At 68.1% G+C, this 21734-nt stretch carries 22 protein-coding genes; 8 read left to right on the top strand and 14 right to left on the bottom strand.

What is annotated here, in order from left to right; translation table 11 throughout:
- Window positions 1-17 precede the first annotated feature (17 nt).
- From HY726_09295 to HY726_09235, 13 genes are all read right to left on the bottom strand, one after another.
- Complete coding sequence (locus HY726_09295; protein MBI4609192.1) at window positions 18-599, bottom strand: polysaccharide biosynthesis/export family protein; 582 nt, start codon at window positions 597-599, stop codon at window positions 18-20.
- A 24-nt stretch (window positions 600-623) separates the two neighbouring features.
- A complete protein-coding gene (locus HY726_09290) occupies window positions 624-1229 on the bottom strand; it encodes a polysaccharide biosynthesis/export family protein (protein ID MBI4609191.1) in 606 nt (201 codons plus the stop codon).
- Window positions 1230-1449: 220 nt separating this feature from the next.
- Window positions 1450-2580, bottom strand: coding sequence for a hypothetical protein (locus HY726_09285; protein ID MBI4609190.1), 1131 nt, complete (start codon window positions 2578-2580; stop codon window positions 1450-1452).
- An 86-nt stretch (window positions 2581-2666) separates the two neighbouring features.
- A complete protein-coding gene (locus HY726_09280) occupies window positions 2667-3245 on the bottom strand; it encodes a hypothetical protein (protein MBI4609189.1) in 579 nt (192 codons plus the stop codon).
- Between the two features lie 461 nt (window positions 3246-3706).
- The gene (locus HY726_09275) at window positions 3707-4807 is read right to left on the bottom strand and encodes a hypothetical protein (protein ID MBI4609188.1); all 1101 of its coding nucleotides are present in this window, start codon (window positions 4805-4807) and stop codon (window positions 3707-3709) included.
- A 538-nt stretch (window positions 4808-5345) separates the two neighbouring features.
- Window positions 5346-5525, bottom strand: a complete 180-nt coding sequence (locus HY726_09270) for a hypothetical protein (protein ID MBI4609187.1) — start codon at window positions 5523-5525, stop codon at window positions 5346-5348.
- Window positions 5526-5662: 137 nt separating this feature from the next.
- The gene (locus HY726_09265; protein MBI4609186.1) at window positions 5663-6295 is read right to left on the bottom strand and encodes a response regulator transcription factor; all 633 of its coding nucleotides are present in this window, start codon (window positions 6293-6295) and stop codon (window positions 5663-5665) included.
- 217 nt (window positions 6296-6512) lie between these two features.
- The gene (locus tag HY726_09260) at window positions 6513-7145 is read right to left on the bottom strand and encodes a response regulator transcription factor (protein ID MBI4609185.1); all 633 of its coding nucleotides are present in this window, start codon (window positions 7143-7145) and stop codon (window positions 6513-6515) included.
- A 2-nt stretch (window positions 7146-7147) separates the two neighbouring features.
- Entirely contained in the window at window positions 7148-8449 is a 1302-nt protein-coding gene (locus tag HY726_09255; protein ID MBI4609184.1) for a PAS domain S-box protein, read from the bottom strand.
- A complete protein-coding gene (locus HY726_09250) occupies window positions 8446-9051 on the bottom strand; it encodes a SpoIIE family protein phosphatase (GenBank protein ID MBI4609183.1) in 606 nt (201 codons plus the stop codon). Before HY726_09250 ends, HY726_09255 begins: the two co-directional genes overlap by 4 nt.
- Window positions 9039-9458, bottom strand: a complete 420-nt coding sequence (locus HY726_09245; protein MBI4609182.1) for an anti-sigma regulatory factor — start codon at window positions 9456-9458, stop codon at window positions 9039-9041. The genes HY726_09250 and HY726_09245 overlap by 13 nt, the downstream gene beginning before the upstream one ends.
- 15 nt (window positions 9459-9473) lie before the next feature.
- Window positions 9474-9845 (bottom strand): STAS domain-containing protein, encoded by a 372-nt coding sequence (locus HY726_09240; GenBank protein MBI4609181.1) that lies wholly within the window; start codon window positions 9843-9845, stop codon window positions 9474-9476.
- 12 nt (window positions 9846-9857) lie between these two features.
- Window positions 9858-10769: an STAS domain-containing protein gene (locus HY726_09235; GenBank protein MBI4609180.1), complete on the bottom strand. Its 912-nt coding sequence runs from the start codon at window positions 10767-10769 to the stop codon at window positions 9858-9860.
- A gap of 888 nt (window positions 10770-11657) precedes the next feature.
- Here HY726_09235 and HY726_09230 point away from each other — a divergent pair.
- The 8 genes from HY726_09230 (at window position 11658) to HY726_09195 (ending at window position 18535) form a co-directional block, all read left to right on the top strand.
- The gene (locus tag HY726_09230; GenBank protein MBI4609179.1) at window positions 11658-13100 is read left to right on the top strand and encodes a GAF domain-containing protein; all 1443 of its coding nucleotides are present in this window, start codon (window positions 11658-11660) and stop codon (window positions 13098-13100) included.
- 33 nt (window positions 13101-13133) lie between these two features.
- Window positions 13134-13826, top strand: coding sequence for a prepilin-type N-terminal cleavage/methylation domain-containing protein (locus HY726_09225; GenBank protein ID MBI4609178.1), 693 nt, complete (start codon window positions 13134-13136; stop codon window positions 13824-13826).
- Between the two features lie 264 nt (window positions 13827-14090).
- Entirely contained in the window at window positions 14091-14846 is a 756-nt protein-coding gene (locus HY726_09220) for a PilZ domain-containing protein (protein ID MBI4609177.1), read from the top strand.
- A gap of 262 nt (window positions 14847-15108) precedes the next feature.
- Window positions 15109-15495 (top strand): hypothetical protein, encoded by a 387-nt coding sequence (locus HY726_09215; GenBank protein MBI4609176.1) that lies wholly within the window; start codon window positions 15109-15111, stop codon window positions 15493-15495.
- 41 nt (window positions 15496-15536) lie between these two features.
- Complete coding sequence (locus HY726_09210) at window positions 15537-15815, top strand: hypothetical protein (GenBank protein MBI4609175.1); 279 nt, start codon at window positions 15537-15539, stop codon at window positions 15813-15815.
- Between the two features lie 220 nt (window positions 15816-16035).
- Window positions 16036-16497: a prepilin-type N-terminal cleavage/methylation domain-containing protein gene (locus tag HY726_09205; protein MBI4609174.1), complete on the top strand. Its 462-nt coding sequence runs from the start codon at window positions 16036-16038 to the stop codon at window positions 16495-16497.
- A gap of 11 nt (window positions 16498-16508) precedes the next feature.
- Window positions 16509-17309, top strand: coding sequence for a type II secretion system protein (locus HY726_09200; GenBank protein ID MBI4609173.1), 801 nt, complete (start codon window positions 16509-16511; stop codon window positions 17307-17309).
- Window positions 17309-18535, top strand: a complete 1227-nt coding sequence (locus HY726_09195) for a hypothetical protein (GenBank protein ID MBI4609172.1) — start codon at window positions 17309-17311, stop codon at window positions 18533-18535. The genes HY726_09200 and HY726_09195 overlap by 1 nt, the downstream gene beginning before the upstream one ends.
- Before the next feature lie 14 nt (window positions 18536-18549).
- Here HY726_09195 and HY726_09190 read toward each other — a convergent pair whose 3' ends face one another.
- Window positions 18550-21609: a GAF domain-containing protein gene (locus HY726_09190; protein ID MBI4609171.1), complete on the bottom strand. Its 3060-nt coding sequence runs from the start codon at window positions 21607-21609 to the stop codon at window positions 18550-18552.
- Window positions 21610-21734 lie beyond the last annotated feature (125 nt).

Below are 21734 nucleotides of genomic sequence, written 5' to 3'. Positions count from 1 at the left end.
GTCCCCCCCCGGACCGCCTACGGCACCACGATGACGTCGCCGGGCCGGAGGAAGAAGTTCTCCTGCTGCCCGTCCGCCAAGACGGCCTTGTTGTAGTTGAACGGGATCCGCTTGGTCTTCCCGCCCTCGTTGCGCAGGATCACGATCCGCGAGCGGGCGGCAAAGTCGCTGAACGGGCCGGCGATGGCAAGGGCATCCAGCACCGTGCTCCGAGTCGTGAGCTCGTAGCGGCCGGGTGTCTTCACCTCGCCAACGACCGAGACCGCGAAGCTGTGCACCTCCCGGACAATCACGGAGACCTCCGGAGCGGCGACGTAGGCGGCCAGGCTTTTCTTCAGGATGTTCCGCAGCTCCACCGTGGTGAGGCCCGCCGCCTGCACGTCGTTCAGGACCGGGAGGGAGATCTTGCCGTCCGGCCGCACGGGGACCGTTCGGCTGAGCGCCGCGTTGTTCCACACGGAGATCTCCAGGACGTCCCCGGGCCCGATCCGGAATTCACCCGGCTCCTGAGCCTTGCCGGGTTGCTGGGCCGAGACCAGACCCGGCCCGCCCACCGCCAGGATCACCAGCAATGCACCGAGTCGCGCGCGAGTCGTCATGTCGTTCCCCCCCGAGGGTGCCGGCTACGGCACCAGGATGATGTCCCCGGGCTGGAGGAAGAAGCTCTCCCCGTTCACGTGCCCCGAGATGGCCGTGTTGTAGTTGAACGGGATCCGCTTGATGCTGCTGCTGCCGTCGTGGCGGAGGATGATGATCCGCGAGCGGGCGGCGAACTCGCTGAACGGGCCGGCCATGGCAAGGACATCCAGCACGGTGCTCCGGCTCCGCAGCTCGTACCGACCCGGCGTCTTCACCTCGCCGAGAACCGATACCTTGAAGCTGCGCACCTCCCGCACGATGACCGACACTTCGGGCTGAGGCATGTACTCCACGAGCTTCTTCATCAGGACATCCCGGAGCTGCATCGGCGTCAGGCCCGCCGCCCGGATGTCGTTCACGAGCGGGAGCGAGATCTTGCCGTCCGGCCGCACGGGGACCGTTCGGCTGACCGCCGTGTTGTTCCAGACCGCGATGTCGAGCACGTCCTCCGGCCCGATCCGGTAATCGCCGGGCTCGACGGCGGCGGCCCCTTCCTCACCGCACGCGCGGCCGTGTCCCACGGCCAGCGCGGTCGCGCCGACGATGAGCGCCGGGATCACGAGTCGCCAAACGAGCCGCGCAATCACCATGGCGTTCCTCCGGATCGGGAGGCGTGTCGCTTGAAGAATCGGGGTGGGGCGAAGGCCGCCTGCCGCTCAAGCCGACAGGCGCGGCCCTCGAGGAACGGGGGCGGAAACCGACCGCCTAGTAGCGTGTCGGAGTCAATGCCCTTCGAGCGCGGGCTTCGCCCGCGCAACCGATTCGTGGGGGAGGCTTCGGAGGGGGCCGTCGAGGCCCCCTCCGACTGTCTTAGTAAATGCGGTAGGGCTGCTTGACGGTCAGCCGCAGCAGGATGATATTGTGGGAGATCTCCTCGTCGCGTATCGCGTTGACGCCGCCCTCCTGGAAACTGAACTCGTAGGCGCCTTCGAGGGAAAGCCACGCCGTGATCTTGTATTCGGCCGTCAGATCCAGCGCGTACACCCTGGCTTCCCGGTCGGCGTCGAAGGTCCGAAGGAGGCTCGGCGCGGCGCGTACCTCCAGCGACGGCAGGGGCTCGAGCACCGCGGTGGCGATGAAGGCCTCGTTGTCCACGCTGCCCGCCCGCCCGATGACCGTGGTCTGGCTGCGCGAGTACGTGAACGAGACCTCCCCGAGCCTGAGCCGATGGCGGATCGAGGCCGAGACTTCCGGGTCCACCGACCCCTCGCTGAAGCGGGGTCCGCCGCGAAGCGTGAGGCTCGTCAGCGGCGTGAGCTGGCGCGTCCAGCCGAGCGTGACCGCATGGGAGGTGGTGGTGCCGCCCGGGTCGAAGTCGAACTCGCGGAGGGTATAGCCCACGCTCCCCGTGTCCAGCGGCGTGATCCGCCGGTCGAGGCGAAGGTCGCCGACATGGGTCAGGATCGTGACACCCCCCGACAGCTCGTCCTCCGTCAACGTGTACTCCGCAGCCCCGGCCGTGAGGGGGTCGAACTCGTAGGCGACGCCGGGCTTGGCGGAGAGGCGCTGGGCGCGCACCCGCCCCACCAGAATGCCGGTCGCCACGTTGAGCTGGCCGGGCGTTTGCGTTTCCAGGAATGCCCCGTCGAACGACAGCGTCAGCGTCCGGTTTGGCCGGGACCGGAACTCGATCCCGGCTTCCTGGCGCACCTGGGCGTCGTCCAGCTCCGGGTGGTCGGGATAGATCTCCGCGTCGAACGTGTAGCGACCCAGGAGCGTGAGCGGGACGGACTGGTAGCCGGCCTGAATCCCCGGGCTGAAGCGCGAGATCAGGTCCTTCTCGCGTCGGGAGGGAGTGAAGAACAGGTTGTCGTCGTACACCTCGGCGATGGAGAAGGAGGGAGTCACGAAGACGCCAGGCTGAGCGCCGGCGAGGCCCGGGACGAGCACCGCTCCCAGGAGCACGACCGCCAGCGCGGCCCCTCCCGCCCGCATCGCCATGCTGTCGCTTATAGCATCCCACTGCGCGCTTCTTCAACTCCTAAAGCACACGCCCTGCCGGTGCCGCGGACCGCCGGTCCAGGCGCCTACGCGGCGGCCACGCGCGTACAATCGACCTCCACCGCGATGCTCCGCTTGAGCAGGTCCACGGAGAGAACCAGCAGCCCTTTGTTCGGTCTGCGCTGCACCAGGATGCCCTCGATATCTGCCAGCGGCCCGCCGGTGATGCGCACCCGCTGGCCTTCCCGCAAGTACGCATACGGCAGAACCGGGATGCGCACGCGCAGAACCCGCTGGATCGCTTCGATCTCGCTGTCCGGGACCACCTCCAGGCGATCCCACCGCTCCCCCAGAACGCGGACCACGCCCCGCGTCTTGAGCACCTCGATGTAACTGGACTTGTCCATCGTGTGGTTCAGGAAGAGGTACCCGCGGAACATCGGAACGTCGATGAGACGCCGCACGCCCCCGCGCCTGGACCAGGCGCCCAGCTTCGGAAGAAACGGATGATACCCCTTCGCCGCCAGCTGATCGTGTACGAGCTGCTCGCAGTTGCTCTGGGTCCAGAGCGCGTACCACTTTGCCTCGGCCGACCGGGCGCTCTCCGCTCGACTGTTCACCGGCCAGCCGCGCATCTCTCCCTCGAACTCGACGTCCCCTGGCAAGGCTTCGCCCCCTTTGGTTCGCGCCCCGTCTCGAAGGCCGAACCCCGCACGCGTCTTGGACCTTCTTTGCTCCGGCGACCAAGTCCCTGCCTGAGAAGGCAAGAGGTCTCGTCGCCCCTGCCCCTGCGACCCGAGCGCCGAGGCCGGGCGCCTCGTTACCGGTCTATGCCGCCAGGATACTCAGCGAACGCGAGCGATGGCTGGTCCGAGGGCACTTCACGGCGACTCTCACGTTCAGCCTGGAGGTCAGCGCCGATTTAAAGTCGCTCAGAGCGTTCCGGTTCAGCGTTTCGCTCCCCTCAAAGGCAGCCGCGCTCGCGTCGATTCTTTCTCACCGTAGCGCACGGTACCGAAGACCCGGAATCGGGTGAATCCCGGAAAGGAAACGAGGAAAATGCCCTAAAGGCGAAGCGGGGGAGAGCCCCGCACGGAGCTCTCCCCCTGGGTCCGGTCAGCGGCCGCTACTTGTGGGCCTGATGGTTGCCAAAAGTCAGCGTCTTACCCGGCTCGGGAATCAAGAGGACGACGGCTCCGCTGGCGTCCCTGATGATCAGCCTGCGGATCCTGTCGCTCGTGCCGGGTTCCCCGGCATCGGTGAACACCCACTCCGCCGTGGCCCCGGGCTGTCCGTCAACGAGCCCGGTCCCCCTGCCTTCGTAGGTGTCGAACGGCGCCGCCGGGGGATTAGGCGAGATGGTCGGGTCGTCGGTGCACTGGGCAAAGGTGAGCGTCTGCAGGTGGAACCGATGGCTTGCCTCGCCGCCCGGATGCCAGTTGACCTGCAGGCGGTTAGGTTTCCGATTCACATCACAATGCAGCTCGAAGCCATGGGTCACCCGCATGCCGGTGTCCGTGAACACGCTCCCGCCACCCGTCATGCGCCCCTCGACCTGCGGCGGAGGCGGCACCTCCTCCTCGGCCCTGATGATCAGCTCGGCCGCCGCGCCTTGCCCGATCGGGCCGCCCTCCAGGTTGACCTGAGGGAAGAAGAAGACCTCGGCGACGTTGCGGGCGACGCGCGGGAAGCTCACGCCGGAGGTGCCGATCAGGGTCGAGGTCAGATCGAGCCGGAAGAGGATCGACTCCCCAAGGTCGAGCGCCCGCCCGATGGCCGCGGGCATGTTCAAGATCGTCACGACCACCACGTTGCCCATCACGACCACGTCGAGCTGGGCCGACGGGACCTCGGCCAGGACCTCCCCGGTGTCACTGACGTGAACGGCCCCGACGGCACTCACGTCGGGCGAGGTCAGCCGGAACTCCTCGGGCAGCGTGTCAAACATCCGCGCCGAGTTGGCCTGGAACCCCGTCTCGTTCAGGGCGGCCACGACGGCAATGACGCGCGGCGGAACCGTCGCGACGACCGTCCCGCTTCCGTCCACCACCGCTCGCACGAGCGGAAGCCCCGTGGCGGCGTCGGTCGGCAGTGGGGCGCCGTCCGGCGCGGTGAAGAACTTCTCGACCAGGACATGGCTCAGCGCGGGCGTGGGAAGTGCGAGCAAGGCGATCGGGAGGATCGTGAGAAGGAGCAAGCAAAACTTACGAGTAACGCTTCCTGCCATAGCGTTTCTCCTCTGGCCGTTTACCGGCTATTTTTCCCTGCTAGCTGTGGACTTGAATGGTTCGTCCGCTCCGTTCTTTACATCTTCCGCCCCTCCTGTTTGTGCTTCCCGAGTTGTCGGCAGCCTCGAAATTCCGCCCTCCGTAAAGGCTAGGCGGCGAGCCAGCAGGCTTACAATCCGTCGAACGCTCCAATCGGGGGGCGGAAAATCCCCGAACCTAACGCAGTTCGATCGGGAATTGCGCTGAAAGATCTCTGAGGATGGCGGGCCGGGAGAGGGCGGCTGAAGGCCGGGCTGCAGCTAGAACAATCGAAGGGGGCCTCGACGGCCCCCTCCGAGGCCTCCCCCAGGAATGGTGGTTCGAGCGTGGCGGGTTCGGCCATGCCGCGAGGCAGGCCACCCGCCGCGCGAGGCCCGAGTCAATTGCACGGGCGAAGCCCGCGCTCGAAGGGCATTACTCCGACACGCTCCTAATCATCACGGCCTATCTAGAAACGCGGCTCCGCTTCAGGAGGGCGCTGCGCCCGGGTGAGGGGACCTATTGCGCAGCCTGCTCGGCCCAGTCAAGGCATCTCACGCCGAGCACGATGACGCCGGGTTCCTCTTCTTTGGCGTAGGCGTAGGCCAGGTTGGTCTTGCAGCCACGCTTCACAAGGGCCTGAACCATCTCAACGAAGGCGGCCTGCCCCTGCTCCAGGAAGTTTCTGCTGTAGCGCATCTCGCGAGTCACCTCGGCGTCCATGCCGTCGGCGCTCCGGACGGGTCCCCCTCCCAGGAGCGCGGAGGCGAGGAGGCATGCCGCGACGACGGGCCATTCGTGCCTCGTCAGAGGCAGCCCGCGCGAGCCAGGGCGGCTCACGGCTGAATCAGGCCGTGGCGGACGGCGTAGCGGACCAGGCTGGCGGTCTCGTGAATGTTCAGCTTCTCCATGACCCGCGCCCGGTGAGACTCGGCGGTCTTCACCCCTATTCCCAAGAGCTGGGCGATCTCCTTCGTCCGCTTCCCCTGGGCGATCAGCTGTAGGACCTCGCGTTCCCGCGGGGTCAGCGGGTCGGGGGGGAGGTCGCTCTTAGCCAGATAGGCCTCGACGACCGTGCGGGAGACGCCGGGGCTCAGGTAGATCGCTCCCCGGGAGACCTCCTGGATCGCCCGCACGAGGTCCGCCGCAGCCTGGGTCTTCAACACGTAGCCGCTGATCCCCGCCTGCAGCGCCTTCACGACGTACGGATCGTCGGCGTACACCGTCAGCAGGATCGTTCGCGTCCGCGGCGAGACGGGGGGAATCTCGCGCGCCGCATCCAGGCCGTTCAGCAGCGGCATGGCAAGATCCAGGACTGCCACGTCGGGATGATGCTCCCGGGCCATCTGGACCGCCTCGTGGCCGTCTCCCGCCTCGGCGACCACCTCGAACCCCTCGCGCTCGAGGACCGCCTTGACGCCCTGGCGAACAATCAGGTGGTCGTCAGCTAAGAGGATGCGTAGCGGCAACTCGAAGTCTCCCCTGCAGACGACGATCCCCGTCCTTGTGGGGCACCCAGCCCTCCGACGGCTTCCACCGTGCCTGACGATCAACCGTGCTCAACATAGTAAAGTACGAAGAAAGTGTGGCCTTTCCACGCAGGGCAGGGCAATCCGGTGAACTCTGGATTACAAGGGAGGGGAACCCCTGAACGGGAAAGGGGGCGGCCCGCGGGGGCCGCCGGGGTCAGGGCTCGACCAGGCCCCGACGGATGGCGTAGCGGACCAGGCTGGCGGTCTCGTGGATGTCGAGCTTGTCCATGAGCCGGGTCCGGTGGGACTCCGCGGTCTTGACGCTGACCCCGAGCAGGGTCGCGATCTCCTTCGTCGTCTTTCCTTCGGCGATCAGCTGGAGGACTTCTTGCTCCCGGGGAGTGAGGGGATCGGCGACAAGCTCGGTCTTGGCCCGATACGCCTCGACCACCGCGCGGGAGACGCCGGGGCTCAGGTAGATCCCTCCCCGGGAAACCTCCCGGATCGCCTGGACCAGGTCCGCGGCGGCCTGACTCTTTAAGACGATCCCCTTGAATCCGGCCCGGAGGGCCTCCAGGATGTACTGGTCCTCGGTATGCATGGTCAGCAGGATCGTTCGCGTCCGGGGGGAAGCCGGGTGGATTTCGCGCGCTGCGCCCAGCCCGTTCAGCAGCGGCATCGCGAGATCGAGGACGGCCACATCGGGGGACACCTCCCGGGCCAGCCGGACTGCCTCGTGGCCGTCCGCCGCCTCGCCGGCGATGCCGAACCCCTCCCGCTCGAGGATGGCTTTCAACCCCTGACGGACGATCTGATGATCGTCGGCCAAGAGGATCCGAAGTGGCATCGTCAGGTCCCCAGGGGAATCGTGATGAGCAGCTCGGTTCCCCGGCCGGGGGCGGAAATGACCTCGAGCGTGCCCCCTAACGCGCCGGCCCGCTCCCGAATCCCGACCAACCCCAGGCCGCGGTCGCCCCGTCGCGCCAGGACGGTCCCCACGTCGAAGCCGACACCGTCATCCCGGACGGAACACCGGATCGCGCGGGCCTCCCGCCGGAGGTGGACCCTCACGCGGGTGGCCTGAGCGTGTCTCGCCACGTTGGCCAGGGCCTCCTGCACGCTCCGGTACAGGGCGGTCTCCATCAACGGTGGCAGCCGCCCCCCCGTCGAGCCCTCGACGCCGATCCGGAGTCCACTCCGCTTGGCGACCCTTCCTGCCAGGAATTCGACCGCAGGCACGAGCCCCAGGTCGTCCAGAATCGTGGGACGGAGCTCGTGGGAGAGCCTCCGCAGTTGCTCCTCGATCTGGTCGAGCAACGCCGTCACCTCCTGGAGACGCCCGCGGGCCCGAGCGGGCAGCTCGCGTCCGATCTCTTCCAGCGCGAGGTACACGGAGACCAGGAGCTGCCCCGCCTCGTCGTGGAGCGCATGGGCGAGCCGTCTCGTTTCCTCCTCCAGCACCTCGTTCAGCCGGCGCACCGCCTGCTCGGCCCGCTTGCGCTCGGTCACATCGCGGGCAATGCCCTGGATCCCGGCGGGCTTCCCCTCGTGGTAGATCAGCCGGGTACTGACTTCGAGCGGGACACGGCGCCCGTCCTTCGTAAGGATCTCTAACTCGTAACTGGTGCGTTCCGCCTGGCCCGTGAGCTTCCGCTGGAGCATCGTCCACGCCCGCTCGAGGTCCTCGGGTGCGATGACCGCCGCGAAGCTCATCGAAGCCGTCTCGTCGCGCTGGTAGCCGCTGAGTTGCTCGCCGGCCCGATTGATCGAGGTGAAGTTCCCCTCGAGATCCGTGGTGAAGATGATGTCGTTGGCGTTCTCGAACAGCTCGCGATAGCGCGCCTCGCTCACCTGCAGCGCGGCATTCGCTTCGCGGAACCCGCGGTGCGTCATCTCGAAGGGCGACAGGCTCTCCGCCAGGAAGTTCCCCGCCGCGCTCACAGCCTCCGCGACTTGATCGAGCGCGGCAGGCGAGACGTTCACCATGGCCTCCCGGTGGAGCGTGACCATTTCCACCACGCCCAACCCGCCGGCGAGCGCTTTGCGTCCGAGTTCGTAGGCGCGCTGCAGAAGCGCTTCCTCCCGGCCGGCCAGGTACTCCTTCAACGCCGCCGTATACTCTTCCGCGAGCGCCTGCACGGCGTCCTTCATCCCGCCTTGCCCACGTACCGCGCGACCACCACCAGCGCGTCGTCCGTGCCCTTACCGTACTCCGCCAGGATGTGATCGGCGATCTGCTGGGGCTCACCGATCGTGTTCGCCGTGTCGGCGAACTCGGGGCGGATCCCGTCGGTGGCGAGCATCAGGGTGTCGCCAGGCGCCACCGTGAAAATGCTGCCGCGGAGGTCCGGTAATTGGCCCCCGACAACGCCGCCCCGGAGGAGGAGCGCCTCCCGCCGCGGGTTGGCGTCAGGGTCGGCGCGAACCAGGATCCCTTCGACGTTCCCAACGCCCAGCCACGTCATCGTCTCGTCGCGCGGGTTGAACGCTGCCAGGCTCATCACGACGCCCCGGGTCGCGCGGAGCATTTCGTGGCACCGTTTCAGCAGCGGGATGAGGGACTCGTGGGAGAAGGTTTCCAGCGTGGTGACCGCGATTTGGGCCGCGAAGGCGGCCTCCCCGCCGTGTCCTAAGCCGTCGATCGCCGCGACCAGGACGCCGTGGGAGAAGGGCTTGACGACATGGCGATCACCGGATGCGGTTTGCCCGGGCAGCGGGAGCGCCCCAACGGCCCACTCGATCACCGTTTCCATTTCCTGATGGTGACGGTCGTGCCCTTGCCGAGCTCCGACGAGATGTCGAACTCGTCCATCAGCCGTCTCACCCCCGGCAAACCCAGCCCCAGGCCGCCGGAGGTGGAGTAGCCGTCCACGACGGCCCGCCGGACGTCGGCGATGCCCGGCCCTTCGTCGCGAGCCACGATAACCATCCCGCGCTTCTTGCTCTCCTCCACGAGCCCCAGCACCATTTCCCCGGTGCCTGCATAGAGGACGATGTTCCGCGCCAGCTCCGAGATCGCCGTGGCGATCAGCGTCACCTCGGTCGGCGAAAATCCCAACAGCAACGCCACGCCGCGCCCCTGCTCGCGGGCGGTCACGATGTCCCGATCCGACCGGATGGGCACAATCGTCTTCTCAACGAGCGTACGCGCGCTGGCCACGGTGCGCTGACCCGCTTATCTTACCGTCGTTTTCCGCTTCGTCTTTCGGTCGAGGTACGCGAGCCCTTCCTCAAGGTCGAGTGCGGTGGCCACACCCTCGAGCGTCAGACCCAGCTGGGTCATCGCAAATGCCACCTCCGGCTGAATGCCGACGATGACCGTCTCGGCGCCACGCAAGCGGCTCATGTGCGCGAGATCGCGCAGGGTGCGGACGGCGAACGAGTCCATCACGTCCAACGCCGTGACGTCCACGATGACGCCGCGGGAGCGGAACTCGCCGACCTGCGCGACCAATGCGTCGCGGAGTTTCCTCAGGTCGTCGTCTGTGAGCGCCGCTTGAATGTTCGCGATCAGATAGTCACGCTGCTTGAGGATGGGGACTGCCATGGGCCCCTCGCGCTATGAGGTCGCTACCGGCGCCTCAACCGTGATCGGGATGACCTTGTAACCCAACAGCCGCTCGGCCTCCTCGATGCCGCCCTGCAGGTCGCCCACCGTGTTCATCTTGCCCAGGTCCACGCCGATGTTGACCAGCGTCTGGGCGATTTCGGGCGACAGGCCGGTGACGATGACAGTGGCCCCCAGGAGCCGCGAGGCCTCCACCGTCTGCACCAGGTGGTTGGCCACCGTGGCGTCCATGGCCGGCACGCCCGTGATGTCCATGACCACCACCTTCGCGCGGTTGATCCGGATGCCGCGGAGGAGCTGCTCCGTCAGCTGCCTGGCGCGCTGGGGGTCGATGATACCGATAACCGGGAGGACCAGCAGCCGCTCCCGAACCGGCAGCACCGGAGTGGACAGCTCACGGATCGCCTCCTGCTGCTGGCGGATGACCCGCTCCCGCTCCTGGACGAAGCCCACGGCCACCGTGTTGGCGATCCGGTTGGCCGCAGGCTCGTAGGCGTCCAGGATGCGGTTGAGCTGATGGAAGTCTTGCTGGTACTTGGCGAACAGCGACCGGGCGAGCACGTCGCGGAGCAGGAGCACGATACCCACGACCTCGTGCGTCTCGACCCCTCGCGGAATGATCCGCTCTGACAGGTTGCGGGCGTAGGTTTCCAGGGCCTCGATCGATCCAGTCTCCAGGGCCTCGAGGTAGTTGTCGTACACGGCCGTGGCCTCGGCGAAGATCTCCTCCGGGGTCATCGCCGTCAGCAACTTGGCCTCGGTGATGCGCCGCGCCCATTCCTCGCGGAGCTGGGTGCGGCTCTGCCGAAGGTGCGCCACCAGCTCGCGGAGGAGCACCGTGGTGGATTCGTCTCGAGCGGGCGGACTGATAACCGGGGTCGAGCTCATTCGAGTGTCAGCCATAGACACCTTCCTCCTTAGCAGACCTCAGGGGAGGCCTGGACTATCTTGGTCAAGTCGATGGGAGCCTCCGAGGCCAGCAAGGAGACCCACCTCGTCAGGGACCACCGGGCGCCATTCGCGGGAAAGGCCTCCGGGTTGCTCTCCCTTCGAGGGACGAGGGATGCCCGCGCATAAGGAAACCAATCGTCTCATAGCTGGACCGAAGGGAGAAGTCCGAATGTCATCTTTTACTCTGCTGTGATCCCGCCAACGTTGTCAAGGCCGGCCATGGCGCCGAGAGCATCCCCACCACCTGCTCGGCGCGCTCCAACCCGGCGGTCGCGCGGGCGGCGCCCGAAGACGCTGCTGGCCGTCGCACCTGGTTCGGCGACGCCGCGGGGATGGATCCGTCTGGTCCGGCTTCATCGCGTCTCTCCCCGGGCTGGCGCTTCGATATTGGGCCTCGCCTCGTGACGGGCCTGCCTGCGGCATGGCCGACGCCCCTCGGCTCGAACCTCATTGGGCCTCGCCTCGTGACGGGCCTGCCTCCGGCATGGCCGACGCCCCTCGGCTCGAACCTCGCAGCAGTGCAGCATGAGGTGAACCTAGGCGAGCTGCGCGACGTGCGAAATCAGGTAAATACCTGATTCCATGCTCCGGAGAATCCCTGAAGCCGCGGCGCGGCCGAGGCCTGCCAGCGAGGGGCGAAGCCCCCGAAATTAAAGGCAAGTCAGAACGCTCAGGCTCGCCGCTTGGACGACGGCCGGGAATACGCGAAACCCCCGAGCCGGCAGCAGCGAACACCTGCTCCCCCCGTCAGGGTTTTTCTCGTCCTCGGCTGAGGGATTGACCGGATTCATGCCGCGGGGCTCAGAGTTTATTCATGGGGTGACAAGGCTAGGAGTAGGTGTGACGACGCTGGGAGAGAGCGGTGCCATGAACTCGACCGGTAGGGCTTCATCGGCTCAGGGCCCCAATCGAGAAGATTGGGGCGAGCCTCGTCCCGCTGAAAGCCCACAGCAGGCAACCTCCACCATCCTCAGCCTCAAGACCCCGCCGGATGCGGAACGGCCCTTCTCCGGGCCGCTCGATCCGAAGCAGGTCTGGCAGAAGACAGCAGCCAGCATCCACGCGCTGCTCCGGGCCCTGAACGCCACCCTCTACCGCGTGGACCGGGAGTCAGGGGCCCTCGAGGTGCTGGCCTGGGCCGGCGAGGTGGGGCCGACCGTCGGTCCGCACGTAGTCTTTCCGCGGCGCACCGGCCTGGCCGGTCTCGCCGTTCGCAAGCGCCGTCCGGTCGTCACGCCGAACCAGCTCACCGATCCCCGCGTCAGGCTCACGCCCGACGTGCGCGCCCACCTCGAGCTGGCTGGCCATCGCGCGGCGCTGGCCGTGCCGCTGATCGCCGCGGGGGTGGTGATCGGCGCGCTTGAGGTCGGGGACCGGGCGGGGCGCGTATTCAAGGACAAGGAGATCCACCTCGCGCAAACCGTGTGCGAGCTGGCGGCCTTGGCTCTCGAACACGCGCGTCTCCATGCGGAAGCTCAGCGGGCATTGGCCGGTCTCAAGGCGACCCATGAGGAGTGCCTGCGCGATGAAACGCTGCGAGCTCTGGGGGAGCTGGGGGCCGGGGCCGCCCACCACCTGAACAACCTGCTGACGGTCCTGCTCTTGCGAATCGAGCTGCTGCTCCCGACGGTACACGCGCCCGCCACCCGGGACTCCCTGAAGATGATGGAGCAGGCGGCCACGGATGCGGCGGAGGTGGTGCGGCGTCTCCAGCGATTCGTGCAGATGCAGCCGGTGGATGAGGCGGAGGCCGTGGACCTGAACCAGGTGGCTGCCGACGCGCTGGAAATGACGCGAGTCCGCTGGCTGGCGCCGATCCAGGGCCAGGGCATCCCGATCGATGCGGCCCTGGAGGCGGGGGATGTCCCACCGGTGATGGCGAGCGCCGTCGCCCTGCGGGAAGTGGTCATGAACCTGATCCTGAACGCCCTGGAGGCCGTACCGGGGGGCGGCCGGATCACGCTTCGGACTGTCCTCGCGAACCGGATGGTCTGCCTCGCGGTCAGCGATACCGGCGCCGGGATGTCCGAGGAAGTGCGGCGGCGAGCGCTGGAGCCGTTCTTCACCACCAAGGGGCCCCAGCGCACGGGGCTCGGGCTCAGCCTGGCCTACGGGATCCTCCAGCAGTACAGGGGCGAGCTCGCCATGGAGAGCGCCACGGGACGGGGGACCACCGTCACCATCCGCCTCCCGGCGGCTCAGACGACGGCACCATCGCACGGGCAACGAACGCGATCGGAACGGTCGGACGACCGAGACATGGTCCGAACCGCTCACGGCTAGCCAGGGCGGCACTCGAGCGCGGAGGGACAGAAGATGAACCGAATGAGGGACCAGGGTGGGTTCACGCTGATGGAGATGGTCTTCGTTCTGGCGGTCGTGGGGATCCTCGCGTCCATCTTCTTGCCGCTCGCGATCGACCTGCTCGATGATGCGCGCCTCACGCAGGCGGACGTGGACGTGGCGGAGCTGGCGACCGCCTTGAGCCAGTTCTTGAGGGACATGCGGCACTACCCGACGTGCAACACCGCCGACTGTGACCCGATCAATGGCACCGGGCCCGGCGACAACAACAACCTCAAGTTCCTGCGGGTGGGCGAGAGCTCCGGCGTGCCGGCGAGCGTCACGTCTCCCGATCCGACGGACGCCACCGGCGCATGGAACTTCGCGCTCAACCAGGAGCCGACCCCCGCGAGGAACAATACGTTCAACCACCTTGTCGTAAACAACCCCAACGCCGATGGAATTATAGCCGGCATCAACACCGACTACTCATCGACCGGCACGGTGATCTGGAGGGGCGCGTACGTCGCGCGGCTCCACGCCGATCCCTGGGGGAACAACTATATCATCAGCGTGGGGGCGATGGAGGCGAGCGGGTCCCCGATCGTCCCCAACGCCAAGGGGTGGATCCTCTCGGCGGGCCCCAACGGCGTGCTCGAGACCGCACCCACCGATTTGACCCTCGGCGGCGACGACCGGGGCATACTCTTCTTCACGGCCCGATAGGAGCGCCTCGAAGTGAAGCCCTTCGAGCGCGGGCTTCGCCCGCGCAACCCATTCCTGGGGGAGGCCTCGGAGGGGGCCGTCGAGGCCCCCTCCGATTGTCCGGTGGCGGCCCCCTCGGCCCGGGGGTTTTCCTCCACCCGATTCCGGGATTTCCCGGATAGCACTTCCCATGCCCGCGGGCTATGGTTCGTAGCACAGGGGGAGAAAACCCGCATCGTGGAGCCCGGGGATCCTATGAGACCGAATCGACGACGACACCCTCGAGTGCGCGCGACGTTTGACGTCGCCCTGGAAGCCGCCGGCTATCAGTGGCGAGGAAAGACGATAGACGTGAGCCCGGATGGGATCAGAGTGGCTTTGCCGATCGACACGGGGAAGCTGCCGCACGCGACCTGCGTACAGGTGCGCTTTCGCCTCCCCGGCGAGGACCGTCCAGTGGCCCTCGTGGGGCGTGTGCGTCGAACGACTCCCGAGAGCCTGATCGTCCACTTCACCGATGTCGAGGACCAACAGTACCTCCAAGATCTCGTGGGGTGCCTCGTTCTCGACGAATGGCAGGAGTTGCTTCGCCAGCTCGGAGGCGCGCGATCGCCGGACAGCCACCCGAGCAGTCCCAGGGGCGCCGGAGTGCAGCCAGACCTCCTGCCAGCCAACCCACCGGTGGAGCGGGGCGGCGGATCCAACGGGGCAGCGCCCGCGAGCTCCACGGCCGGCCAGCGGGGGCAGCCCGCCGCGTTGAAGACGTCGTCCATCATGCCCAGCGACGAAGAATTCGATCAGGGCAGATGGCAGGCCCTGCTCCGGAAATTCGGGCTCGAGCTCCGCCTCCCCCCCAGCCGCATGCTCAGCCTTCAATGGCGGAACTTCCTGAGGCAGCTTGAGGCTGAGGCCCATGGGACGCGAACCGCCAAGCGCGTGGCGGACGACGGAGGCAAGCAACCGGCGGGAAAGGACCTCGCCGCTCGAGCACGTCGGGGCGTGAGCCGTACGGCACATCCGGGAGTGAGCCAGGGGAGATGAGCGGGTCTTGCGCCCGTACTGGACAGCCTTGAGCAGATTTTTCAAGGCGCTCGCGCAAGCTGAACGGGATCGCGCCCTGCTGCAAGGGGCGCGCAGGCAGGACGCCCCCGCGGTCGCCCCCGAGCGTCCCGCGTCGGATCGGGACAGCGGTGGAGCGAGATGGGAGACCGCGGACAGGACGGGCGTTCGAAACCAGGATGGTTCGGCGTCGCCGCACGACGGCGAGAAGGACGCGGGGGTCGATATGGAAGGAACGCATGTGATGGAGACGCGACAGCGACTGACCAAGTGGTCCGAAGACGGCCAGCACATCCTCGGCCGGGTCCAGGGACTTCTCCAGGAGAGCCAGAGTCTGGTCAGCCTCATCCATGGACTGCTCGAGCAGAACGAGCAGTTGCGGGCGAGGGTGGAGGCCACCGAGCAAGAATGCGAGAGGCTCCGCCTGGAGAGCACTACGATCCGGAGCGAGCGCGACGATATCATCGGGGCGTTCGGAAAGCTTCTGGGCGAGATGCTGCAGCCGATGAACGAGATGATGCAGAAAATCCGCGGGATGCAGCGACGGAGCCCCTTTGAACGCGATCGCAGGCCAGCGCCAGCGAGCGAGCTGACCCCCGTGGCGTCTTCGCAGCCATCGGCTGGGCGATAGCCATCGCCCAGCTTCAGGCCTGCAATCCCTGAAGACGAGGGGTGCCGGATCCCGCCGGCAAGCAGGGGAGCGGTGTGACGGAGGGCAAATCCGTAGTGCGGGACGACCCGGTTGCGGCCGTCAAGCTGATCGCCTGGGATGAAGCCGCCGCACAGGCCATCAGCCGCTACCGGACCAAGCGTGGGTCCCTCGTCATCAAAGGAAAAGTCGTCCTGGAGCCGGTCGACGGAAACAACGGGAACCCGCCGCGGCTCCGGGTGATCACGGACGACGTGATCTTCCTCGAGGAGCATGCGGCGAGGCTGCTTCGCCCGGAGTGACGGCGTGCCCCGCACCGGATCCGATTTCCCCGAGCCCCGGCCGACACCGCCGCGCTGGCGGCTCGGGGTTTTTCCCCCGTTCGATTCGGGACTTCACCTGATTCCGCTTCCCCAGGGTTTTTCCTACCCTTCCTCTCAGTAGGGCACCGGATCGGCGGCGGCGTTTCATTCTCGACCGCCGCGCGTACCCGGGCCCCCAAGCGGAGGAGGAGGACCAAGCGTGGATGAGCGTGGCCTGACGCTTGTCGAGGTGCTGGTCGCGATCGTGATCCTCGTGGTCGGCCTGCTGGGGCTGGCCGGCACACTGGCCGTTCAGGGTGGCGGCGCGGCAGCCGCCGTCTCCGCTGGCCACGCCGGGATTACGCGGGGCTACTACGTCTCGACCGCCACGATGCTGGCCCAGCAGCGGCTCGAGGCGGTCAAACGACTCCAGTACTGGGTCGGACCACCCGCGGGCGATGAGTACGGGAGCGACCCGACTCCGACGGGGTTCCCCGATGAGCCGGCGGGCACGATCCCGGGGTATCCGAACTTCATCCGGCAGGTGAGAGTCCAGACCGGAGTCCCGGCCGCGAACATGAAGACCGTGACGGTCACGGTCGGCTTCAACCTGCCGACCCAGATGGGCATCAATCGGGAGGGCGGCGTGGCGGTGAGCACGCTCATCGCCGCGCGGCCGTAGGAGAACCTGCCGTGGTGCGCGTGCTGACTCGCAACGACGGCTATTCCCTGGTCGAGCTGCTCGTGACCATGGCGCTCGTCGGGCTGATCGCGAGCTCGAGTCTGGGGATCTACCAGGTTGCCCAGCAGACCTACACCCGCGCGGTCTCCCTGGAAGACGCCCAGAGCGCCTCCCGGGCCGTCCTCGACCGCATGGCGTCCGACTTTCGCTTCATCGGGTCCTTCTGGACCGGCGCGAGCGGCGCAGGCTCGGCCATCACCGCAGCCACGTCCGGCAGCATCACGTTTTACGGCGACACCGACGCCAACACCCTCGACAGCGACGGCAACGAAGACACGCTGGCGCTGGACGCCTCCAGCGGGAGCACCGTGATCACGGTGAGCCGGGCGACAGGGGCCGACGGCGCGGCCGCCTTCGTCCCGGGCGCCTACGTGTACCTCGACAGCGGTGCGGCACGGGAGGTCCGATCCATCACCGCCGTCCTGGGGACCGCGATCACCCTGGGCACTGCCCTCGCCAAGACCTATCCCGCGGGCAGTCTTGTTCGGGCGGTGGAAACCGTGACCTACACCTTCAATCCCGCCCCGGCGAACACGCTCACCCGGAGCCTGAATGGGGGGACAGCCGAGGTCCTGGCCGCCAACGTGACCGGGCTGACGCTGACGTACTTCGACGGATCGAGTCCGCCCGCTGTCACGACCACCCTCGATGCGATCCGGCAGATCGAGGTCACGCTCACCGTCCGGGGCCCCGACGGGAGCGCCCGCCGGATGACCACGCGGGTGAAGCCCCCGAACCTGGCGTTGACCTGATGACGCGCGCGCGGCTCCCGTGGTCCCGGTGCTGGCGCGACGAAGGCGGAGTCGCCTTCGTCCTGACGCTGATGGTCTTCCTGCTCCTGGCTGCCCTGTCCAGCGCCCTCCTCAGCATCGGGGGGAGCGAGGTCCAGATCGCGGCCAACCTGCTCCGGAGCACGCAGGCGCAGTACCTCGCCGAAGCCGGCTTCGAGGACGCGTTCAACGTGTTCAGGACCGACCCTACGCTTATCGGGTCGGCCCCGAGCACCGCGACGGCTGTGCCCGGTCTCGCGGGGCCCGGGGCCACGCTGGAGCGCGTCGGCAGCTACACCGTCCAGTACCAGAGCGCCGGCCCCAACTCCGCCCGGGTCGTGGCAGTCGGGACGACCAGCGGCTCCAGCGCTGCAGCGAGCCGGGCCGTCAGGGCGCTCCTGAGCTTCCAGAACCGGTACGCGATGCTGGTCAACGGCAACCTCTCCCTGTCCGGCAGCGCGAACGTGAGCGGGGCCTGCGGCAACGTCCATGCGAACAACGCGCTCAGTGTGGGCGGGAGCGCGATCGTGACGGGAAGCGCGACCGCGAGCGGCTCATATGCCCTCAGCGGGAGTGCTTCCGTGGGACCCGGCAGCGGCGGAGGAAAGCGGCCCCGGAGGATCGGGGCCATCAATCCCGGGGATTTCCTGGCCACGGCCCAAGCGACCCTGCCGGCCAACCAGATCTTCCAGATGAAGGCCACCGGCCAGGTGCTCGACGGCAGCGGGATGCCGCTCACGCTCCTGCTTCCCGGAATGAGCTACCAGGGCTGGACCTACAAGGGGGGCATCCCGGCGACCTGGGAGTACGGCACCAGCTCGACGTACACGGGCGTCTACTACCTGGAAGATAACGCGACAGTCTCGGGCAGCCCCGGCACCACTTCGACCCCGTGGCAGACCACGATCCTGGCCACCGGCGACGTCTCCATCCCCGGACAGCCGCAGATCCAACCGCTCCTCCCGAATACCCTCACCGTCGCCGGGGGGAACGCGACCATCAGCGGAAATCCCCTGGGAGGCTACCAGGGGCTCATCGCAGCGGCGGGCGCGGTGACCATCAAGACCAACCGCACCGTCACCGGCACCGTCATCGCCGGCTCGGGGACGGTCGAGGATGCGCTGCTGGGGAGCCCCAAGATCGCCTACGACTGCGGCCTCAACACGCCGGTCGTGGCCGAGGTCACGATTCTCGCGCTCGGACGCTGACCCGTCCGGCCGGCTCAGGATAGGACCGCGGCCTCGCTGAGGGCCTGCCGGATCGCGCGGCGGATGTCGTCCATGCTGAAGGGCTTGCTCAGGCAGCGCGCCCTGGTCTGCTCGAGGAACTTGAGCGTCTCGGCGCCGAGCACGTCCCCGGTCATGAACACAAAGATCGGCGGGCTGGACAACCGGCGCCGCTCCACCTCGCGGTAGAGGGCGGGACCGTCGAGGCCCGGCATGCGGATGTCGCTGACGATCAGGTCGTAGAGGCCGTCGTCCAGCATGCGGAGGGCGGTCCGCGCGTCCGGCGCGGCACCGACCCGGTGGCCGTCCAGGGCCAGCACGTCCGAGAGGAGGCTGCGCACCGGCGCCTCGTCGTCCACCACCAGGATGGTCCTGGCCGGGACCGCAGCGGGCGTCGCCGTCTCCGCTCCCCCCGGCTCCAGAGCCAGCGGGCGCTCCACGGGCACCTCCACACGGAACACCGCACCGTAACCTGGGAGGCTCTCCAGTGCGATGGAGCCGCCGTGGCTCTCCACGATGCCCTGGCAGAGGGAGAGGCCGAGACCGGTGCCCTGCCCCACGGGCTTGGTGGTGAAGAACGGCTCGAAGATGCGCGCGCCGATCTCCGGCGGCACCCCGGGCCCGGTGTCGGCCACCCGAAGCACGGCCCGGCCGCGCCCGGCGTCGAGGCGCGTCATCACGCTGAGGCGGCGGGTGGCGACCTGCCGCACGGCGTGGTGGGCGTTGGTGAGCAGGTTGACCACGACCTGCTGCAGCTGGTGGGGGTCCGCCCACAGGTCCGGCAGATCGCCGGCCAGGTCCTGGGTGATCTTGACGTCGTCCACCCTGAGCGGGTAGGCCAGCAGCTCCACCGACTCGGTCACCACCTCGTTGAGGGCCACACGCTTGCGCTCGGGTGGGCGCTTGCGGGCCAGGGCCAGGAAGTTGCGGACGATGCGTCCGCAGCGGTGGGCGGCGGTCTCGATGTGCCCGGCAGCGCTCTTGGCCGAGCCGTCGGGCAGCGTCGAGCTCAGCAGCGTGGCGTAGCCCACGATGGCCGTCAGCGGGTTGTTCAGCTCGTGAGCCACGCCGGCCAGCAGCTGGCCCATGGTGGCCAGCTTCTCCCCCTGCCGCAGCGCCTCCTCAGCCTGCTTGCGCTCGGCGGCCATGCGGCTTTTCTCCAGGAGTACCGAGGTCTGGTCTGCGAAGGCTCCCAGGAGCGACACCTCATCGGCGCTGAACGGCCGCCGCCGCGCGTAGACGTACAGGACGCCTGCCGCGGCGCCGTCGCTGCCCGCGATGGGCACGCCCAGGAAGCTGTGCAGCCCCGCGGCCTCGGCCGCCCGACGGTGGTCGGGGTCGTAGCGGGGCTCGGCCAGGACGTCGTCCACTACCAGGGGGGCGTTGGTGGCCACCACCCGCCCGGTGAGGCTCTCCCCGATCCGGAGCCGGGGGCGTACGGGGAAGCCCCCCGGCGATCCCGTCCAGGCCTTGAGAACCAGATCCCCCTCCTCGACCAGGCGCAGGCCTGCCACCTCCACGCCCAACAACCGGCTGGTCTCCTCCACGATCAGGTCGAGGATCCGGTCGGCCTCGTTCGCGGTGGCCAGCCGCCGGGCCAGCTCGTAAAGGACCTTGATGCGCCGGCGCTCGCGCTCGGCCTCCTCGTAGAGCCGGGCGTTGCCCATGGCGATCGCCGCCTGGTTGGCCAGCACCGACAGCAGCTCCAGCTCCTGGCCGTCGAAGATGGCGCCCGAGAGCTTTTCGCCCAGGAGCAGGATGCCCGTCACCCGGGTCTCCAGCTTCATGGGCACGATGAGGGAGGCGTTGACCTCCTCCAGCTCGCTCAGGGCCGGCTCGAAGTGCTGGGCGATGCGCCGGTCCAGGATGGCCTCCTCCTTGACCAGCACCCCCTCGGTCCGCTCCAGCCAGCAGACGATTCGCCCGCTCCGTGGGATGGTCCGCACCCCCGCCGTCTCCCCGCTGGTGGTCTCTTCCCGGCAGACCACGAAGCCGTCGGCCTTGTCGTCGTAGACCAGCAGCGCGCAGTGGGTGACGGGGATGCCCCGGAGCAGGCCGCGAACCAGGGTGTCCACCAACCTGCCGACCTCCAGCATCATGCTCATGCGCTTGCTGAGGTCCACCAGCGTGTCGTGGCAGCCCCGAGGCTTGTCGAAGGCCAGCCGCTCGATCCAGTCCTCCAGGGGGCGCCCCAGGGGCGTGCGCACCAGCGTGAGGATCAGCCCCAGGGGCGCGACGATCCACACCGCGCTGACGCCGTGGAGCCCGAACGCCTGCTCCACCACCCAGGTCAGCGCGATGAGGACCGCCGTCACCGCCGCGCCGACCGCGCCGTAGACGGCGACCTTCTTCACCACCACGCTGAGATCGAACATCCGGTAGCGCACGATGGCAGTCCCGAACATGACGGCGCAGATCAGGTTGGCCGGGATCCCGACCGGGTAGACGCGCTCGAGCCCGGGCACCACGGGGGCCAGCGTGAAGCGGATGATGTCCACGAACCCGCCAGCGATCGTGAGCGTGGCGCCCAGCAGCACGAGCTTGATGCGGTTGCGGCGGAAGCCGGAGCCGGCCCGGCGGTAGGCGGCGGCCAGGTGAAGCAGGCCGGCCAGCAGGAAGAAGTAGAAATAGGCGAAGAAGACGTTGTAAAGCGGGCCAGCCGCCGGCGCCCAGCCCCAGGGCGTGGCCAGCACGCCCTGCATGAAGGCCGAGGCGCCGCTGAGGTTGATGGCGGAGAAGACGACCGACACCAAGTAGGCCGTCACCAGCCAGGGGCGCCGCCGCACGGTGCTGTCCAGGAAGATCAGCACGAAGTGGTAGTAGAAGGCGGGCATCGCGATGACGCCGACGTGGATCGCCACCTCCCAGAAGTAAGCGGCGGAGGGGTCGGGCGCGCGGCGCAGCATGAAGACGCCCAGGTTCCATACCGCCATGGCCGACACGAAGTAGGTGAACACCCGGTGGAGCCGGCTGCCGGCGTTGTGGAAGAGGGCGAGGGCGGCCAGGGCCAGGTTCAGCCCGAAGGCCACCAGCGGAAGGACATGGTGGAGGCTCACCGGCCCGGCCTCCGGCCCCGCTCCCGGCCCACCGCCGTCGATTCGCCCGCCCTGGGGTCGCGCATGGCAGTCCTCCCAAGAGTTATCGGCCGGAGGGCACCAGGCGCGGAGGGGCCCAGACAAAC

It is taken from the genome of Candidatus Rokuibacteriota bacterium (genome assembly GCA_016209385.1).
GTDB lineage: Bacteria > Methylomirabilota > Methylomirabilia > Rokubacteriales > CSP1-6 > JACQWB01.
This window is presented reverse-complemented; position numbering and strand designations above follow the sequence as displayed.

Excerpts from the sequence above, each read along its gene's own strand:
- HY726_09295 (MBI4609192.1), bottom strand. The coding sequence starts at position 599 with ATGACGACTCGCGCGCGACTCGGTGCATTGCTGGTGATCCTGGCGGTG.
- HY726_09290 (MBI4609191.1), bottom strand. The coding sequence starts at position 1,229 with ATGGTGATTGCGCGGCTCGTTTGGCGACTCGTGATCCCGGCGCTCATC.
- HY726_09285 (MBI4609190.1), bottom strand. The coding sequence starts at position 2,580 with ATGGCGATGCGGGCGGGAGGGGCCGCGCTGGCGGTCGTGCTCCTGGGA.
- HY726_09275 (MBI4609188.1), bottom strand. The coding sequence starts at position 4,807 with ATGGCAGGAAGCGTTACTCGTAAGTTTTGCTTGCTCCTTCTCACGATC.
- HY726_09270 (MBI4609187.1), bottom strand. The coding sequence starts at position 5,525 with ATGCGCTACAGCAGAAACTTCCTGGAGCAGGGGCAGGCCGCCTTCGTT.
- HY726_09260 (MBI4609185.1), bottom strand. The coding sequence starts at position 7,145 with ATGCCACTTCGGATCCTCTTGGCCGACGATCATCAGATCGTCCGTCAG.
- HY726_09255 (MBI4609184.1), bottom strand. The coding sequence starts at position 8,449 with ATGAAGGACGCCGTGCAGGCGCTCGCGGAAGAGTATACGGCGGCGTTG.
- HY726_09250 (MBI4609183.1), bottom strand. The coding sequence starts at position 9,051 with ATGGAAACGGTGATCGAGTGGGCCGTTGGGGCGCTCCCGCTGCCCGGG.
- HY726_09240 (MBI4609181.1), bottom strand. The coding sequence starts at position 9,845 with ATGGCAGTCCCCATCCTCAAGCAGCGTGACTATCTGATCGCGAACATT.
- HY726_09235 (MBI4609180.1), bottom strand. The coding sequence starts at position 10,769 with ATGGCTGACACTCGAATGAGCTCGACCCCGGTTATCAGTCCGCCCGCT.
- HY726_09225 (MBI4609178.1), top strand. The coding sequence starts at position 13,134 with ATGAACCGAATGAGGGACCAGGGTGGGTTCACGCTGATGGAGATGGTC.
- HY726_09215 (MBI4609176.1), top strand. The coding sequence starts at position 15,109 with ATGGAGACGCGACAGCGACTGACCAAGTGGTCCGAAGACGGCCAGCAC.
- HY726_09195 (MBI4609172.1), top strand. The coding sequence starts at position 17,309 with ATGACGCGCGCGCGGCTCCCGTGGTCCCGGTGCTGGCGCGACGAAGGC.